The sequence below is a fragment of the Microbacterium sp. 22195 genome, assembly GCF_052056515.1.
GTDB lineage: Bacteria > Actinomycetota > Actinomycetes > Actinomycetales > Microbacteriaceae > Microbacterium.
The window spans coordinates 157,687-173,408 of the sequence record NZ_JBQEPE010000003.1; the positions used below are offsets into that span (position 1 = coordinate 157,687).

The 15,722-nt window shown below is 70.1% G+C and carries 13 protein-coding genes and 1 tRNA gene; 3 read left to right on the forward strand and 11 right to left on the reverse strand.

Annotation, left to right across the window (positions count from 1 at the left end; all coding sequences use genetic code 11):
* Positions 1 to 68 precede the first annotated feature (68 nt).
* The 5 genes from ACTJJ4_RS11320 to serS form a co-directional block, all read right to left on the reverse strand.
* Positions 69 to 1,331 carry an LCP family protein gene (locus ACTJJ4_RS11320; protein WP_440943407.1) on the reverse strand — a complete coding sequence of 421 codons (1,263 nt, stop codon included), beginning with the start codon at positions 1,329 to 1,331 and terminating at the stop codon, positions 69 to 71.
* Positions 1,332 to 1,352: 21 nt separating this feature from the next.
* Positions 1,353 to 1,437 (reverse strand) — tRNA-Ser (locus tag ACTJJ4_RS11325).
* A gap of 100 nt (positions 1,438 to 1,537) precedes the next feature.
* Positions 1,538 to 3,232 (reverse strand): MFS transporter, encoded by a 1,695-nt coding sequence (locus tag ACTJJ4_RS11330; protein WP_440943408.1) that lies wholly within the window; start codon positions 3,230 to 3,232, stop codon positions 1,538 to 1,540.
* Positions 3,233 to 3,377: 145 nt separating this feature from the next.
* Positions 3,378 to 4,172: an HAD family hydrolase gene (locus ACTJJ4_RS11335; RefSeq protein ID WP_440943409.1), complete on the reverse strand. Its 795-nt coding sequence runs from the start codon at positions 4,170 to 4,172 to the stop codon at positions 3,378 to 3,380.
* Entirely contained in the window at positions 4,169 to 5,494 is a 1,326-nt protein-coding gene (serS, locus tag ACTJJ4_RS11340) for a serine--tRNA ligase (protein WP_440943410.1), read from the reverse strand. The genes ACTJJ4_RS11335 and serS overlap by 4 nt, the downstream gene beginning before the upstream one ends.
* Positions 5,495 to 5,596: 102 nt before the next feature.
* Between serS and ACTJJ4_RS11345 the strand changes: the two genes are divergently transcribed.
* The gene (locus ACTJJ4_RS11345) at positions 5,597 to 6,595 is read left to right on the forward strand and encodes a diacylglycerol/lipid kinase family protein (RefSeq protein ID WP_440943411.1); all 999 of its coding nucleotides are present in this window, start codon (positions 5,597 to 5,599) and stop codon (positions 6,593 to 6,595) included.
* Positions 6,596 to 6,604: 9 nt separating this feature from the next.
* On the opposite strand, the gene ACTJJ4_RS11350 is transcribed toward ACTJJ4_RS11345, so the two are convergent.
* From ACTJJ4_RS11350 to ACTJJ4_RS11360, 3 genes are all read right to left on the reverse strand, one after another.
* Positions 6,605 to 7,342 carry a hypothetical protein gene (locus tag ACTJJ4_RS11350; protein WP_440943412.1) on the reverse strand — a complete coding sequence of 246 codons (738 nt, stop codon included), beginning with the start codon at positions 7,340 to 7,342 and terminating at the stop codon, positions 6,605 to 6,607.
* A gap of 42 nt (positions 7,343 to 7,384) precedes the next feature.
* Entirely contained in the window at positions 7,385 to 8,848 is a 1,464-nt protein-coding gene (cls, locus tag ACTJJ4_RS11355) for a cardiolipin synthase (protein WP_440943651.1), read from the reverse strand.
* Between the two features lie 96 nt (positions 8,849 to 8,944).
* Positions 8,945 to 9,121, reverse strand: a complete 177-nt coding sequence (locus ACTJJ4_RS11360) for a hypothetical protein (RefSeq protein ID WP_440943657.1) — start codon at positions 9,119 to 9,121, stop codon at positions 8,945 to 8,947.
* Positions 9,122 to 9,272: 151 nt separating this feature from the next.
* On the opposite strand from ACTJJ4_RS11360, the gene ACTJJ4_RS11365 reads away from it, so the two are divergent.
* Complete coding sequence (locus tag ACTJJ4_RS11365) at positions 9,273 to 10,385, forward strand: DUF4192 family protein (RefSeq protein ID WP_440943413.1); 1,113 nt, start codon at positions 9,273 to 9,275, stop codon at positions 10,383 to 10,385.
* Between the two features lie 11 nt (positions 10,386 to 10,396).
* On the opposite strand, the gene ACTJJ4_RS11370 is transcribed toward ACTJJ4_RS11365, so the two are convergent.
* Entirely contained in the window at positions 10,397 to 11,575 is a 1,179-nt protein-coding gene (locus tag ACTJJ4_RS11370; protein ID WP_440943414.1) for a MarP family serine protease, read from the reverse strand.
* Between the two features lie 16 nt (positions 11,576 to 11,591).
* Positions 11,592 to 13,112, reverse strand: coding sequence for a lysine--tRNA ligase (lysS, locus tag ACTJJ4_RS11375; RefSeq protein WP_440943415.1), 1,521 nt, complete (start codon positions 13,110 to 13,112; stop codon positions 11,592 to 11,594).
* A gap of 94 nt (positions 13,113 to 13,206) precedes the next feature.
* On the opposite strand from lysS, the gene ACTJJ4_RS11380 reads away from it, so the two are divergent.
* Positions 13,207 to 15,021 (forward strand): DUF2207 domain-containing protein, encoded by a 1,815-nt coding sequence (locus ACTJJ4_RS11380; protein ID WP_440943416.1) that lies wholly within the window; start codon positions 13,207 to 13,209, stop codon positions 15,019 to 15,021.
* 2 nt (positions 15,022 to 15,023) lie between these two features.
* On the opposite strand, the gene ACTJJ4_RS11385 is transcribed toward ACTJJ4_RS11380, so the two are convergent.
* Positions 15,024 to 15,722 (reverse strand): DUF2520 domain-containing protein, encoded by a 699-nt coding sequence (locus tag ACTJJ4_RS11385; protein ID WP_440943417.1) that lies wholly within the window; start codon positions 15,720 to 15,722, stop codon positions 15,024 to 15,026.

Genomic DNA, 15,722 nt, shown 5'->3' on the forward strand with positions numbered 1-15,722 from the left:
GCACGTCATGCAATCATAACGGGTCGGACGGAGTGCGGCGAACCCGCCCACTGCATCGGGCGTGGCGGTCAGCGACCGCGCACGTTGCCGTTGGAGCAGGTCACCTGGGCAGCCGAGGTGCCCGTGATCGACGAGGGCAGCTCCACGACATCCGCCGGGGTCTCCGTCGGGGTGGGCGTGGCCGGCGGCGCAGTGGTGCCGGCGTCCGGCTCCTTCACGACCACACCGTCGTTCTTGGTGTTCTCGTGCGTGATCTGCAGCTGCTTGTTGGCCGTGATCGCGTCCCACAGGATCTTCGCGTTGCGCTTGTCGGGGATGACGCGGTCCGCGTCAGCCGGGTCGTAGATCGTGGGGTACTGCACGAAGACGATGTCCTCGAACGGCACGTCCTTGACGGCCAGTGCGATCTGCGCGATCGTCATCGGATTCGCGAGCGAGGTGGACGCCTCGAGGTTGTTCAGACCCACGTCGGCGAGCTTCAGCATGGTGCCGACATTGCCGAGCACCTGACCGCTGATGAGCTTGCGCACCAGGCTCGACATGTACTGCTGCTGATTGCCGATGCGTCCCAGGTCGCTCCCGTCGCCCACGCCGTGTCGCGTGCGGAGGAACTGCAGGGCCTGCAGGCCCTGGATCGTGTGGTCGCCCGCGGACATGTCCAGACCGGTGAAGCGGTCCTTGATCGGGTTGGCCAGGCAGACGTCGACGCCGCCGATGGCATCCGTGATCTCGATCACTCCGCCGAAGGTGACCTTCGCGGCGAACTCGATGTCCTCGCCCCCGACCAGGCTCGAGATGGTCTTGGCGACGCAGTTCAGACCGCCCTTGTCGCCACCGTGCTCATAGGCGACGTTGAGCTGCTGCTTGCTCATCGACGAGGAGGTCTTGCCGTTGGCATCCGTGCAGGCGGGGATCGGGATCATCAGGTCGCGCGGGAAGCTCACCACGGTCACGCGGCGCGGCGCGGCGGAGACGTGCACGAGCAGGTTCACGTCGTTCAGCGTGCCCTGGGCGTCCTTACCGGTGCAGCGCTTGCCGAAGAGGTAGGCGTACTTGGGCTCACAGGTGTCCACACCGGTGAGCAGCATGTCGAATCCGCCCTCGTAGGCCGAGATGTCCGGCGGGAGCTCCTTCTGGTTCTCCAGCTCGACGGCGTTGGCGCTGACGGTGTTCAGCAGCCCGCCCACGACGAACGTCCCCACGCCGAGCCCGCTGACCAGGACGACGGCCAGGGCGATGCCGAGCAGCTTCAGCAGCTGCCCGGTGGCGCCGGGGGTGCGCAGCTGACCATGACGAGCAACGGGGGTGCGCCGACTGCGGGACTCGCTCACTCAGTGCCTTTCGAACAGATGCGGAGGGTGTGGGATTCGAACCCACGGGACATCGCTGCCCACTGGTTTTCAAGACCAGCTCCATCGGCCACTCGGACAACCCTCCCGATCCCGGCTCGCGCCGGACGATCAGGCGTCGAGTCTATCGGTTCCGGGGGAAGAGCCGACGGTCGATGCCTTCGATTCTCCCGCGCCCACCTGGGGAACTACTGGGCGGGGTCCTCCACGGGATCCGACGGCGGCGTCAGCGACGTGCGGGAGGTGCGGATCCCCACGCGCCCCAGCATCGACGGCGAGGGCGCGGATGCGTCCAGCGCGGCGGCGAAGTCCTCGCCCGGGATGCGGAGCAGCCGGCACTCCGTTCGAGTGGTCACCGTCGCCGAGCGGACGGTGCGATCCAGAAGACCGATCTCACCGACGTATCCGGGTGCCTCGACGTCGGGGATCTCGGTGGTCGTGCCGTCGCCGCGCACGGCGCTGACCCCGAGCACGCCGTCCTCGAGGGCCCAGAACGCATCGGATGCGTCGCCCTGCCTGATGATCACGGTGCCCGCGGGCAGCGTCTGCTCCTCAGTACTCTCGGCGAGATGCTCGATGAGGCTGCGCGGCGCTCCGGCGAACAGGTCGAGCTGGTCGAGCGTGCGGGTGAGCGGCTCGAGACGCGCTGCCCGCGCCGCGACATCGGCATCCAGCCGGCGCAGCACCGGGAGGCCGAACAGACCCAGCAGCGGGAACCCCAGCCCGATCGCGCCGAACGCCACGGCCAGCCCGAAGGCCGAGTACAGCACGCTTCCCAGCACGGACGCCAGCACCGCGCTCGCCAGGATCAGCACGTCCAGGGTGCCCAGCACTCGCCCCAGCACGTCGCGCGGCAGGTCGCGCTGCAGGGTCGTGAACGCGAGGACGTCGACGATGACCATGCCGATGCCGGAGATCAGCTGCAGGACGGATGCCGCGAACGCGGAGCCCGCGAACACGCTCAGCCACAGCGGGACGCACTGCACGAAGATCGCCGATGTGATCAGCACGGCGATCCGCTTCGAGCCCGCGAGCTTCTGCGCCAGCCCCGCCACCACGACGCCGCCCAGGGCGTTCGCCGCGAGCAGCAGCGTGTATCCGGCGGAATCGCCGTGCAGGTGCTCCGAGAGCGCAGGCAGCAGCACGTTCGCGGAGTTGGCCGCCGCGGAGTCCAGGATCAGGAAGATCGTCAGCACCAGCGCCTTCTGGTGCTCCCCCAGTGCGCGCACGCCCGACACCCATTGGCTGAACGCCCCTCCCCCCGCCTCCGCACTGCCGCGGGAGCGCACACGGAGAGCGTTGTAGATCAGCGCCGCGACGACGAAGCTCGCCGCATTGACCAGCACGCCGTACACCGGTTCACCGAAGAGCAGCAGCAGGCCGCCGACGCCGGGGCCGATCACGACGATCACGCTCTCCAGCAGCGCGAACAGCGCGTTCGCGGCAACCAGGTCCGACTCCGGCACGACCTCGGGGATCAGCGCGCCCGAAGCGGGGCGCGTCGGCGTGCAGACCGCCGTGAGCACGGCGGCGCCTGCCAGCAGCATCCACAGCGGCGCATCCGTCCACACGATCACGGCGATGCCGACCGTCACGATCGACGCGATCCAGGCGCTGACCGCGAGCACCGTCCGCCGGTCGTAGCGATCCGCCAGCACGCCCGCGTACCCGCCGCACAGCACGCCGACCACCCAGCGCACGGTCACCAGCGCCGTGACCCAGCCTGCGGACTGGGTGCGGGTGAAGACGTAGGCGATCAGGACGACGTTGTACGACCAGGAGGCGCCGCCGTCCACGATGAACGCGATCGCGAGCAGACGCAGGTCGCGGTGCTTCAGCGCGGCGGTGAAACGCGGTCTCGCCTCGACATCCTCAGCGACCATGTCGGACCCCAGAGAGACGACCCGGCGCGGAGTCGGGTGGTGGCGTCCGTCGGGAAACAGCTGCGGACTACGCAGACTTTATGCGCACGCTCCCCCGTCGCGCATCCGTGGATCCACTGATGTCGGGGTCAGCGGGCTGCTCGGCTCAGAGCAGCGTGCGAAGCGCGATCGCGAGGCCGCCGTCGTCGACCACGGTGGTCTCCTCGCCGGCGGCGTCCCTCACCTCGTCCGGGGCCTGTCCCATCGCCACGGCGCGGCCCTCTCCGGTGAGCGCCCACGCGAACATGCCCAGGTCGTTGCGTCCGTCGCCGGCGACCAGCACCCGGTCGCGCGGGATGCCGAGCTCGGCGCGCACCCGCTCCAGCGCCGTGCTCTTGTCGACGCCCTGCGGTGCGATGTCGAGCCACGCCGTCCAGCCGATCGCGTAGGAGACCTCGTTGAGCCCCACCTCGGCGACCAGCTGGTGGAAATCGTCCTCGTCGTGCTCAGGTGAGACGACCACCACGCGGGACACCGGCTGCGAGACGAGCTCGTCGAAGTCGACCTGCCGTCCGCCGTCCAGGGTCCAATCGTCCAGCACAGCCGTGTACAGCCGCTGCCCGGACTCCAGCTCCACCATGTAGCGCGCCTCCGGCAGCCGGTCGCGCAGCAGCGCGAGCACGGGCGCGGGATCGAAGACCTCCACGTGCCAGCGCACCCACTCGTCGCCGACCCGGCGCATGATCACCGCACCGTTCGAGCACACCATGAACTCCGCGGTCAGGTCGAGCACCTCGACGTATCGCCGGGTGCCGCTCCAGCTGCGCCCGGTGGCGAGCATGACGTCGTAGCCGGCATCCCGGACCTCAGCGACGGCCTCGGGCACGCCGGGGCTGAGCGTCTCGTCCTGCAGCAGGATCGTGCCGTCGATGTCCAGCCCGACCAGGCCGCGCGAGGTCACTCCGCCGCCTGCGCCTCGGCGGATTCCGATTCGGGGTCGACCCAGCCGAGTGGGCGCAGCACCTCGATGCCGCCCAGGTACGGCCGCAGCACCTCGGGCACCGTCACCGACCCGTCGGCCTGCTGGTGCGTCTCCAGGATCGCGACGATCCAGCGCGTGGTGGCCAGCGTGCCGTTGAGGGTGGCGACGTTGCGCGTCTTGGCCTGGCTCGCGTCGTCCGACTCCGGCCGGTACCGCACGTCGAGACGGCGCGCCTGGTACGTCGTGCAGTTCGACGTGGAGGTCAGCTCGCGGAACGCGCCCTGGGTGGGCACCCACGCCTCGATGTCGAACTTGCGCGCGGCGCTGGAGCCCAGGTCGCCGGCGGCGACGTCGATCACCCGGTAGGCCAGGCCCAGCGCGGTGAGCATCTCCTCCTGCAGCGCGACGAGCCTGTCGTGCTCGGCCTCGGCGTCCTCGGGCGTCGTGTAGACGAACATCTCCAGCTTGTTGAACTGGTGCACGCGGATGATGCCGCGGGTGTCCTTGCCGTACGACCCGGCCTCGCTGCGGTAGCAGGTGGACCACCCGGCATAGCGGTGGGCGCCTGCGGACATGTCCAGGATCTCGTCCTTGTGGAAGCCCGCGAGCGGCACCTCGCTGGTGCCGACCAGGTACAGGTCCTCCTTGTCGAGGTGGTACACCTCGTCGGCGTGCTCGCCGAGGAACCCGGTGCCCTGCATGATCTCCGGCCGCACGAGCGTCGGGACGATCATGGGCGTGAAGCCGTTCTGCAGCGCCTTGTCGAGCGCGAGGTTCATCAGCGCGATCTCCAGGCGCGCGCCGATCCCCTTCAGGAAGTAGAAGCGGGATCCGGAGACCTTCACGCCGCGCTCCATGTCGATGGCGCCCAGCAGCTCGCCGATCTCCAGGTGGTCGCGGGGCTCGAAGTCGAAGGCCGGGACGTCGCCGACGCGGCGCAGCTCGACGAAGTCCTCCTCGCCGCCCGCGGGGACGCCGTCGATGATGACGTTCTCGATCTTCGCGAGAGCGGATGCCGCAGCATCCGCCGCCTCGTTCGACGCCTGCTGCGCGGCCTTGACCCGGTCGGCCAGGTCCTTGGCCTGCGCGACCAGTGCCGCCTTCTCTTCCTTGGGCGCCTTGGCGACCGTCTTGCCGAAGGCGTTCTGCTCGGCACGGAGCGACTCGAACGCGTTCAGCGCGTCGCGACGCGATCGGTCTGCCTCGATCGCGGCGTCGACGGTCTCGGGCGCGTTCCCGCGCGCGAGCTGTGAACGACGGACGAGCTCGGGCTCGTCGCGGAGGAGGGTGAGATCGATCATTGTGCAAGTCTACCGAGCGGCTCAGCCGCCCCTGAGCGGACGGAGCGACCTCGGATGCGGCCCCTGTGCGCCCGTGATCGTGTTGAGCCGTAGAGTTGCGACATGTCGGCATCCGGGAACGAGCGCACGCACGCGGCGCTCGTCCTCAACCCCGTCAAGGTCGACGCCAGGCGGCTGCGGTCGACGCTGACGGCACTGTCGAAGAAGCACGGCTGGGCCCCGCCGCGGTTCTACGAGACCAGCATCGACGACCCCGGCCGGATCATCACCCGCACCGCGCTCGACGAGGGCGCGGCCGCAGTGCTCGCCGCCGGCGGCGACGGCACGGTGCGCTCGGTGTCCGAGGCGATGGCGGGCACGGGCGTGCCGTTCGCGATCGTCCCGGGCGGCACGGGCAACCTCTTCGCGCGCAATCTCGGGCTGCCGCTGCTCGACCCCGAGAAGGTCATGGATGCCGTGTTCACCGGCTTCACGCATCCGGTGGACATCGGCTGGGCGTCGCTCACCCGCGAGGACGGCTCCGAGACCGAGCACGGATTCGTCGTGCTCGCGGGCATGGGCCTGGACGCCGACATGATCGCCAACACCCGCCCGGATCTGAAGAAGACCGTCGGCTGGATCGCCTACCTCGACGGTGCGGCGCGCTCGCTCCCGGGCGCGAAGCCCTTCCGCGTCGTGTATCAGCTCGACGACGGCCGCCTGCACTCCACGAAGGTGCACAGCATGCTGTTCGCCAACTGCGGCGCGCTGCCCGCGGGCATCGCGCTGATGCCGGATGCCTCGCTCGACGACGGCACGATGGACATCGCTGTCATCCAGCCCACCGGACCACTCGGATGGCTGGGCATCTGGCGGAAGGTGTGGTGGGACAACTCGGTGCTGCGCCGCTCGCGTGCCGGGCGCCGGGTGCTGGAACGCCGCGGGCGGAACTCCTCCATCCGCTACCTGCGCGGACGGACGGCCGACACCGCCATGGTCTCCCCCACCTCGATCGAGCTGGACGGCGACGAGCTGGGCACCGCCGTGCGGATGTCGTGCCGCATCGAGCAGGGCGGCCTCAGCATCGTGCTGCCGAAGGGACACGACGTCTCGAACTTCTGAGCCGGCGGCTCAGCCGATGACGGGGACCTCTCCGTCGAGGTGGTCGCCGGAGAGTGTCAGGGTGAAGGCGCGGTCGCCCTTCGGCTCCTGCGGGAGCTGGATCACGGTGACGCGAGGTGCCAGGTCCATGGTGCAGACGCGGTCGACGGTCGCGAAGGTCACGGTGGCACCCGCATCCGCCATCGTCACGTCCTGCACCACCGGCGGGCAGGACGACGAGCCGTACGTCATCAGCAGGATGCCCTGATCGTCGAACCAGCCGGCCGAGGGCTGCCCCATCCCAGGATCGGCCGGCGCAGCCGGGAGCCCGTCCAGGTCGGCATCCGCCTTCAGCTTCCCGTAGGTGACGTTCACCTCGACATCCTGCGTGACATCGACGCCGCTGGGGACGGGGAACGCGATCGCGCGAGGCCCGAAGTCGGCGGTGCAGGGCTTCCGGCCGTCGGCACGATCCGTCAGCGTGACCTCGAGGGTCTGTCCGTCCGCCTTCACATCGGCCTGCGCCGGCTGGCAGTCCCTCGAGGACGAGCCCCAGGTGACGATGCCGATCGACGCGCCCCCGGCGAGCCACGCCGCCTCGATGTCGTCGCCGCTGGGCTCCTTCGGCTGCGACGGAGCGGTTGCATCCGCCCCGCCCGTGCTGGTGGGCGCAGGCGATGCCGGGGTCGTCGTGCAGCCGGCAGCGAGAAGTGCCACGGCGGCGAGGGCGAGCGCGGACGGGATCAGGCGGAGTCGGGGGAGGCTCATACCTCCCAGTGTCGCCGGACGGACATCCGTCTCACAACCGCTCTATTGCAGCGCAGAGGTGAGACGCGCGAGGTTGTCGAGCACCGTGGATCGCAGCGGCTGCCTGTCCCACTCCTCCAGCGTCAGCTCGCGGCTGAGCGACCGGTACTCGTCCTCGACGACACGCACCTCGTCGACGAACTCCTCGCCGCGCACCAGCATGGACACCTCCATGTTCAGACCGAAGGAGCGCATGTCCATGTTGCTCGAGCCGATCACGGCGACCTGGTCGTCGATCGTGAGGCTCTTGGTGTGCAGGATGTACGGTTTCGGGTACATCCAGATGCGGATGCCGGCGCGCAGCAGCGCCTCGTAGTAGCTGCGCTGCGCGTGGTAGACGACGGCCTGGTCGCCCTCCTCCGAGACGAACAACTCCACCTGCACGCCGCGGTCGACGGCTGCCGTCACGGCCAGCAGCAGCGCCTCGTCGGGGACGAAGTACGGGCTCACGATCATGATCCGCTCCTTCGCCGCATACAGCAGCGCAAGGAACAGCCGCAGGTTGTTCTCCACCTCGAATCCAGGCCCGGACGGCACGATCTGGCAGCCCAGCTCGCCGGCGCCGTGCTCCACGCGCGTGAGCTCACCGGCATCCGGCACCCGGTCGGTCTCGGCGTAGTAGTCGGACAGGAACACGGCGTTCAGGCTGGCCACGACCGGGCCCTTCACCCGCACCATCAGGTCGACCCAGTGCAGCCCGCGCTTGATGTTCTTGGGCAGGTTGTACGAGGAGTCGGTGACGTTCTGCGAGCCCAGGAAGCCCACGGATCCGTCCACCACGAGGAGCTTGCGGTGATTGCGCAGATCGGGGCGCTGGATGCGGCCGCGCAGCGGCTGCACGGGCAGCATCAGGTGCCAGTCCGCGCCCATCGCGTCGAGGCGCTTCAGCGTCTCGCGGTACTTCGGCTTCCAGCGGTTGGCCCAGTAGTCCAGCAGCACGCGCACGGGGATGCCGCGGGCCGCGACCTCCTCCATGGCTCGGAAGAAGTTGTCCGTCGAGGCGTCGCTCTGCAGGATGTAGAACTCCACGTGCACGTAGTGCTCGGCCGCCCGCATCGCGTCGGCCATGTCGTCGAGGGACTGCTGGTACTCGCTGATCAGGTGCGCCTCATTGCCGCCGGACAGCGGCAGGGCGCCCAGGTGCTGGTTCATCGCGACGAGCGGCGGGAACCATTCCGGCGCGTTCGGGCGCAGCGAGCCGAAGTTCAGGTGGCTGGCGGCCTCGGCGATGTACTCGTTGACCTGCTCCTGCTTGCGGCGTCGCGCGCGCGGCAGCTTGGGGTTGCCGATGAGCAGGAAGAGCAGCACCCCCACGACCGGGATGAGGAAGATCGCCAGCAGCCAGGCCATGGCCGAGGTCGGACGCCGGTTGCGGGGCACGACGATGATCGACACGACGCGCACGGTGATGTCGATGACGAGATAGCCGAGCACGGCCCACCAGGGCCAGTTGTTGACGTCGAACACCGAGCCCCCCTCCGTCACGGCACTGATCACTCTGGATCAGAGTAGCCGCAGACGGGGACAGAAGCCGCGGATGCCGCGTTCAGCGGGGCGAGGCGGTCAGGATGCCTTGGGCGGGAGTCCGCGCGCGGCGCGCTCCTCGGCCTCGATCCGGGCGTGCACCTTGCGCTCGGTGCGATCGAATCGCAGGATGCCGCGGAGCACGATCACGAACACCGCGCTCACCGCGAGGGTCGGCAGAATGGCCCACCCCACTGCCATCCACATGTCGTCCACCCCTCCATCGTACGCGGAGTTCCTATCGATCTCCCCGGTCAGCCCGTTCTCCCTGCACAGCCCGTGATCGTGGATCAGTTCTGCACGGATGCCGAGGATCACGCGGATCCGGCCAGGACGAACGTGGGTGCGTGGCGGGCACACTCACCGCATGACCACGATCATCCATGCCACCGAACCCGCCGAGCTGCTCGGCATCGTCCCGGCGCTGGCCGGCTTCACACCGCGGTGCAGCGTCGTGCTTTTGCCGTTCCGCGGTACGCGCACGCACGGCGCACTGCGGGTCGACCTGCCCGCACCGGATGCCGACCCCGAGGCGTTCGCGGATGCCGCAGTGCATGCACTCCTGCAGGTCAGCGGCGTCGATGCCGCCGCGCTGGTGGTGTACACCGACGACCACCCGCTTCCGGTCCCCGACGGCGTGCTCCTGCCGCACCTCGTCCTCGCCGAGGCCCTGGGTGACGTGATCCTGGAGGCCGGCCTGCACCTGGTCGACGCGCTGTGCGTGACCCCGGACGGCTGGGGCGACTACCGGGAGGATGACCCCACGATCCGGCCGCTCGAGAGCATCCCGGTCGGTGACGGGATACCCGGCGTCGGCGACGTCAGCGGCGACCAGCTCGCGGGCGCCGAGCTGCCGGGCAGCGACCTCGCCGACCGAGAGCGGGTCGGTCGCGCCCTGGCCGAGCTGGAGGAGCTCCTGGATCGGCGACCGTCGACGTCGCCGGCGCGTGACGCGAACCCGATCGCGCTCATCACCGCCATGGAGGTCCTCGACGATCTGCCCGGGTTCGTGGAGGAGCTCATCGAACGCCCGGCCGACGACGACCCGTACGGCTGCGCGGCGCTGCTGTGGTGTCTGGCCCGGCCCGCGCTGCGAGACGCGGTCCTGGTGCAGTGGGCGACGGATCGGGAGTTCGGATGCCGCGCGCTGGAGGCCCAGATGGAGTTCTCCCGACAGCGCGGAGACATCCCCCGCACGATCGGCGAGGTGTTCCTGGGCCGGGGCGCACCGCCGGACCCTGATCGGCTCGGCTGCGCGCTGGAGCTGGTGCGCCTCGTCGCCGCACGGGCGCCCCGGCAGGCCAAGCCGGGCGCCTTGACGGCCGCCGCCTGGCTCGCCTGGGCGCTCGGCCGCTCGTCGCATGCCGGCGTCTACGTCGATGAGGCGCTCCGGATCGACCCAGGGCACAGCATGGCATCCCTCATCTCGACGATGCTGTCCGCAGCCGTGCTGCCCGAGTGGGTACTACGACGCCGGTGACCGAGCGCGGATCAGCGCCGACAGGAGCCCGTCGCCACGCCCTTCGTCGAGCTCTCGGCCTGCGCGATGACCGGCAGCAGCTCCGCGTTCGTCATCGCATAGCCGACGCCCTGCTTGACCTCGTCCTTGGCGAACACCATACCCGCGACCTGCCCGTCCTCGGTGAGCAGCGGGCCGCCCGAGTTGCCGGGCTCGACCTGCGCCTGCAGCGCGTAGATGCTGCGCTCATCGCTGCTGGTGCCGTCGATGCTCTGGATCGATGCGGTCGACGACGAGAGCACGCCTGCGGGGACGACCCGGAAGGGGCCTCCGAACGGGTAGCCCATCACCGCGCCTCCGGCACCCGGTGCCAGGGCGTCGGAGAGCCCGAGCGGCTTCGCTGTGACATCCGCCGCGACCACCGCGATGTCGTCGACCGGGTCGAAGTAGACGATGCGACCGTCGCGCGCCGGCTGTCCCGGCAGCTCGACGACCGGCGACGTCACGCCAGCGACCACATGCGCGTTCGTCATGATGCGGTCGGGCGCGATCACGAAACCGGATCCGGTGGAGATGACGCTGCACTGGCTGGCGACACCCGAGATCTTCGCGACCGAGGCCTGCGCGGCCTTCAGCCCCGGCGTCGACAGGTCGATGCCGCCCGGATCCGGTGGCGGAGCCGCGGGACTGGCCGAGCCGTGGACGGTCGGCAGCGGCACGCTGCCGAAGACGAGCGCCCGCAGGCGGGCCGCACCTTCCGCGAGCGGTGCCGGGGTGTACTGCTCGATCGTCCGCAGCACGGTCGACGAGGCGACGAGGGGCGACAGTCCGGGGATGCCGGCCGAGGCGATCGCCGAACCCGCCATCGTGATCGCGAGCGCCCCGGCGACCAGAGCGGCGACGCCGCCCAGCATCCGCTCGAGGAACTTCAACCGCAACCTGTCAGCCCCGCGGCGCAGCAGCGCCCCGATCGCGGACCCGATGCCCATGCCGACAGCCAGCAGCAGCACGGCCGCGGCGACGATGATGAACCCCTGCCACTCGCTCTCCGGCAGCGCTCGCGCGATCAGCGGCAGCACGAACGGCACGGCGAGCGCGCCCGCGACCAGCCCGCACAGCGCGCCGAGTATCGAGAACAGCCCGGCGCCGAACCCCGCCACCACGGCGGCGAGCAGCAGCACCGCGATGGCAAGATCGACGATCCCGAACATCACGGCCTCCTGCGGATCACTTCACCAGCGGGAAGAGGATGGTCTCGCGGATGCCGAGACCCGTGACGGCCATCAGCAGACGGTCGATGCCCATGCCCATGCCCCCGGACGGCGGCATGCCGTGCTCGAGCGCGCGCAGGAACTCCTCGTCGATCGGCATGGCCTCGACGTCGCCGCGGGCGGCGAGCTTGGCCTGCTCAGTGAACCGCTCGCGCTGGATCACCGGGTCGACCAGCTCGGAGTACCCTGTGGCCAGCTCGAACCCGCGGATGTACAGGTCCCACTTCTCCACGACGCCCGCGATCGAGCGGTGCTCCCGCACCAGCGGCGAGGTGTCGACGGGGAAGTCCATCACGAAGGTCGGGCGAACCAGGTCGCCCTTCACGAAGTGCTCCCACAGCTCCTCGACGAGCTTGCCGTGCGTGGCGTGCGGCGGGATGTCGACGCCGTTCTCGTTCGCGAAGGCGATCAGGTCCTCGACGGAGTCCTGCGGGGTGACCGTGCGGCCGGAGACCTCGGACAGCGAGTCGTACATCGAGATGCGGTCCCACTCGCCGCCCAGGTCGTACTCGGTGCCGTCGGCCCAGGTGACCGTGGTGGACCCGGCGACCGCGATGGCCGCGTTCTGCACCAGCTCCTGAGTCAGCTCGGCCATCTGGTTGTAGTCGCCGTAGGCCTGGTACGCCTCGAGCATCGCGAACTCCGGGGAGTGCGTCGAGTCGGCGCCCTCGTTGCGGAAGTTGCGGTTGATCTCGTAGACCCGCTCGATGCCGCCGACGACGGCGCGCTTGAGATACAGCTCCGGCGCGATGCGCAGGTACAGCTCGGTGTCGAACGCGTTGGAGTGCGTGACGAAGGGACGAGCGGATGCCCCGCCGTGCTGCACCTGCAGCATCGGCGTCTCCACCTCGAGGTAGTCATGGCTGGTGAATGTGGCGCGCAGGCTGGCGTTCACGGCGGCGCGGGCGCGCACGGTGGTGCGAGCCTGGTCGCGCACGATCAGGTCGAGGAAGCGGCTGCGCACGCGCGTCTCCTCGTTCAGCTCCGCATACACGTTGGGCAGCGGCAGGATCGCCTTCGACGCGATCGCCCAGTCATCGGCCATGATCGACAGCTCGCCGCGGCGGCTCGAGATCACCTCGCCGTGCACGAACACGTGGTCGCCCAGGTCGACGAGCTCCTTCCACTCCGCCAGCGACTCCTCGCCGACGTTCGCGAGGGACACCATCGCCTGGATGCGCGAGCCATCACCGGCCTGCAGGGTGGCGAAGCAGAGCTTTCCGGTGTTGCGGCTGAACACCACGCGTCCGGCCACGCCGACGATCTCACCGGTCTCGGCGCCGGGCTCCAGGTCGCCGTACTGCGCACGCAGCGCGGGGATGAGGTGCGTCACCGGCACCCCGACCGGGAACGCGCCGCCACCGGCATCCGCCCGGTTCGCGATCAGCTTGTCGCGCTTGGCGAGACGCACGGCCTTCTGCTCGAAGATGTCCTCTTCGAGCTCGGGCGAGGGGATCGGCGCAGACGCGTCAGTCATGGGTGGGGGCTCCTTGCAGAAAGTCCCCACAAGTCTACCGGCGAGCCGATGCCCTCCCTGAGACTCCGGCGGGGGCCGGGATAGCCTCGTGAGCATGCGACCCCACCTGCTCCGTCCACGGCCGCACGCCGCCCGGCGCATCCTTGCGATGCTCACCCTGGCCGTCGGGATGGTCGCCGCCGTGCTTCTCCCGGCATCCGCCGCCTCGGCCGACGTCGACGACTTCTCGTACTCCTCGTGGACCTCCGACTACCGGGTGTCCCTCGACGCCGACGGCCACGCGGTCGCCCATGTGACCGAGACCGTGGTGGCCGAGTTCCCCCAGACAGACCAGAACAAGGGCATCATCCGCGGCTATCCCGAGCGGTACGAGGGTGCCGGGCTCAGCCTGCGCATCCTGTCGGTCAAGGATGCCGACGGACGCGACGTGCCGTTCGAGACCGAGAGCGAGGACGGCATGCTCCTCGTGCTGACCGGGAACGACGACTACGTGCACGGCTCGACCACGTACGTCATCGAGTCGACGATGCGCGACTTCATGATCCACGGCACGAAGTCCGGCAACGACGAGCTCTACTGGAACCTGCTGCCGCTCAACAGCACGCAGGCCATCGGCCGGTTCCGCGCCACGATCACCTTCGCGCGGCCGCTGGCGGATGCGCTCACCGGCGACACCGCCTGCTACAGCGGCACGACCGGGCAGAAGGGCGCGTGCACGCTCGACGGCCCCGAACCCTCCGCCGGGGGCGCGAGCTTCACGGTGGAGTCCGGCGAGCGCGCCGCCGGCGACGGGGTGACGGTCGCGATCGGCTTCGAGGCGGGCACGGTCACCCAGCCCGAGGCGCGGATGCCCGATCCGGTCGCCGATTTCGGGCCCGCCGTCGTCGGACTCGCCGCGATCGCCACCGCGAGCGGCGCCTGGTTCTCGGCCGCGGCGCTCAAGCGGAGACGGCAGACGGCCACCGGCATCATCGTCGCCCAGTTCGACGTGCCCGCGGAACTGCCGCCGCTGGCCGCCGCGCCGCTGATCCCCGGGGCGCCGAACCCGATCCCCGCGCAGATGGTGCATCTGGCCGTGCAGGGCGTGCTGCGCCTGGAGGAGGAGCAGGATGCCAAGCGGCGTCCGTCGTTGCGGCTGATCGATCGTTCGCGCCCGTCGCAGCCGCTCGATCGGGCGGCCGTCGACTCCCTGTTCCCGGGCGAGGAGACCGTACGACGGATCCCGAAGTCCAGCACGAAGTTCGCCAAGCGCATGGAGAAGCTGGTGCAGAAGGGCCGCGCTGCGGCGAAGCAGAGCGGCTGGCTCACCGAGGAACGCAGTCGCGCCGCGATGGCGTTCGGCTGGGCATCCATCGCCCTGCTCATCGCGACCGCCGCGTTCCTGACGTGGTCGGCGGTGAAGGACCGCGAGATGCTCGGTCTGTCCATCGTCGCGCTCATCGCCGCGGGCGTCGTGGTGGCGATCAGCTCCCTGGTCGCCTTCAGCCGGCACACCGTGATGACGCACGAGGGCGCGCTGCGCCACGAGCACCTGATGGGCGTGAAGGAGTTCATCCGCGTGGCCGAGACCGACCGGCTCCGCATGCTGCAGTCCTACCGGGGCGCTGAGCGCCGCTCCGACGGCACGGTGGACGTGGTTCACCTGTACGAGAAGCTGCTCCCCTACGCCATGCTGCTCGGCGAGGAGAAGAGCTGGACGAAGGTGCTGGAGACCAGTTACTCCGCGTCCGGGACCGGCCCCGGGTGGGTCGACGTCGCCGCCGGCGTCTCGCTGCACTCGCACCTGGCGCACTACTCGACGTCGATGAGCTCCGCCGCGACCTACACCGCGTCCAGCTCGTCCGGCGGATCGACGGGCGGCGGCTTCTCCGGCGGCGGAGGCGGCGGCGGCTTCTCGGGCGGTCGCTGAGGTCAGAGAAGCGGCGGTTCCAGCGGGCCGGATGCCTCGCGCAGCGCCTGTTCGACCGTGGACGACACCAGCGCCGACAGGTATCCCCCGGGGTTCTCGACGCCGACGCCGCGCAGCAGCGAGGTCGCCTGCCCGACGATGGAGCGGGAGAACTCGGATGCCGTGGCGATGGCCTCCCCGTAGGAGGCGCGATCCTGCTCGGCGATGACGACCGGCTCGCAGCCCATCTCGACGGCGAGAGCCTGCGCGATCGGCAGCACCGGGGCGGGTGCGGTCACGGCGGCGAACGCCGCCTGCAGCTGGCGCAGGTCCATCGTCGTGCCGGTGAACGCGATCGCCGGGTGCACCGCCAGCGGGATGGCGCCGCGCTCGGCGGCCGGGCGCAGCACCTCGATCCCGTAGGACGGATCCGTGTGCAGCACGAGCTGCCCCATCTGCCACCCGCCCAGCTCGGCGATGCCCGCCACCAGCCCTGGGAGCTCATCGTGCGGCACCGCGATCACGACCAGCTCGCTGCGACGCACCACCTCCAGGGCGTCGAGCACGGGTGCCCCGGGCAGCACGGCCGCCGCCCGGTCGTCGTCCGAGCCGGAGGTGATGCCGGTGATCGCGTGCCCGGCGCCGGCGAGGGCCGCGCCCACCACGGGACCCACCTTGCCGGCGCCGATGATGCCGATGCCGAGCCGTCCGTCGCGGTTCAT